Here is a 680-nt window from a genome sequence, read left to right as displayed (position 1 = left end):
ATGGTGATCCATGCTGGACTCGAACCAGCGACACCCTGATTAAAAGTCAGGTGCTCTACCAACTGAGCTAATGGATCAAATGGCTGGGGAGGCTGGATTCGAACCAACGAATGGCGGAGTCAAAGTCCGCTGCCTTACCGCTTGGCTACACCCCAATGAAATGGTGGAGGGAGAAGGATTCGAACCTTCGAAGGCAGAGCCGGCAGATTTACAGTCTGCTCCCTTTGGCCACTCGGGAATCCCTCCGATGGATGGTGCCTCGGGGCGGAATCGAACCACCGACACGAGGATTTTCAGTCCTCTGCTCTACCGACTGAGCTACCGAGGCAAATGGTGGGCGATAACGGAATCGAACCGCTGACCTCTTGCATGTCAAGCAAGCGCTCTAACCATCTGAGCTAATCGCCCATAAGTGACCACTTTATGGTCCCTCAAAACTACACAGAGGGGGCAAATTTGATTCGATTCCGCTAAGGACGGCTCCCACGGCGTTACCGGCGCTAAAGCGTCGACGCCTGATGTTGCCCAGTCCCACTGCATCAAATCAAATTTTCCAGACAATAGTACTTGCGCATATAGTTAAGGTCAAGTCCTCGACCGATTCGTACCCGTCGACTAAACGCCTCACGGCGTGTACATCTCGGGCCGATCGACCAGGTCATCTTCCTGGGGTCTTACCT

Annotated in this window: 5 tRNA genes and 1 rRNA gene; all 6 read right to left on the bottom strand. The window is 53.7% G+C overall.

Features of this window, described 5'->3' with window-relative positions:
• Window position 1 precedes the first annotated feature (1 nt).
• A tRNA-Lys gene (locus H1S01_RS20600) sits at window positions 2-77 on the bottom strand.
• Window positions 78-80: 3 nt separating this feature from the next.
• A tRNA-Gln gene (locus H1S01_RS20595) sits at window positions 81-155 on the bottom strand.
• A 6-nt stretch (window positions 156-161) separates the two neighbouring features.
• A tRNA-Tyr gene (locus H1S01_RS20590) sits at window positions 162-246 on the bottom strand.
• Between the two features lie 6 nt (window positions 247-252).
• Window positions 253-328: transfer RNA gene (locus H1S01_RS20585), tRNA-Phe, on the bottom strand.
• Between the two features lie 3 nt (window positions 329-331).
• Window positions 332-408, bottom strand: a tRNA-Val gene (locus tag H1S01_RS20580).
• A gap of 173 nt (window positions 409-581) precedes the next feature.
• Window positions 582-680: ribosomal RNA gene (locus H1S01_RS20575) — 23S ribosomal RNA — on the bottom strand; the annotation flags it as partial.

Origin of the sequence: Heliobacterium chlorum (assembly GCF_014502795.1) — a bacterium.
Classification (GTDB): Bacteria; Bacillota; Desulfitobacteriia; order Heliobacteriales; family Heliobacteriaceae; genus Heliobacterium; species Heliobacterium chlorum.
This window is presented reverse-complemented; position numbering and strand designations above follow the sequence as displayed.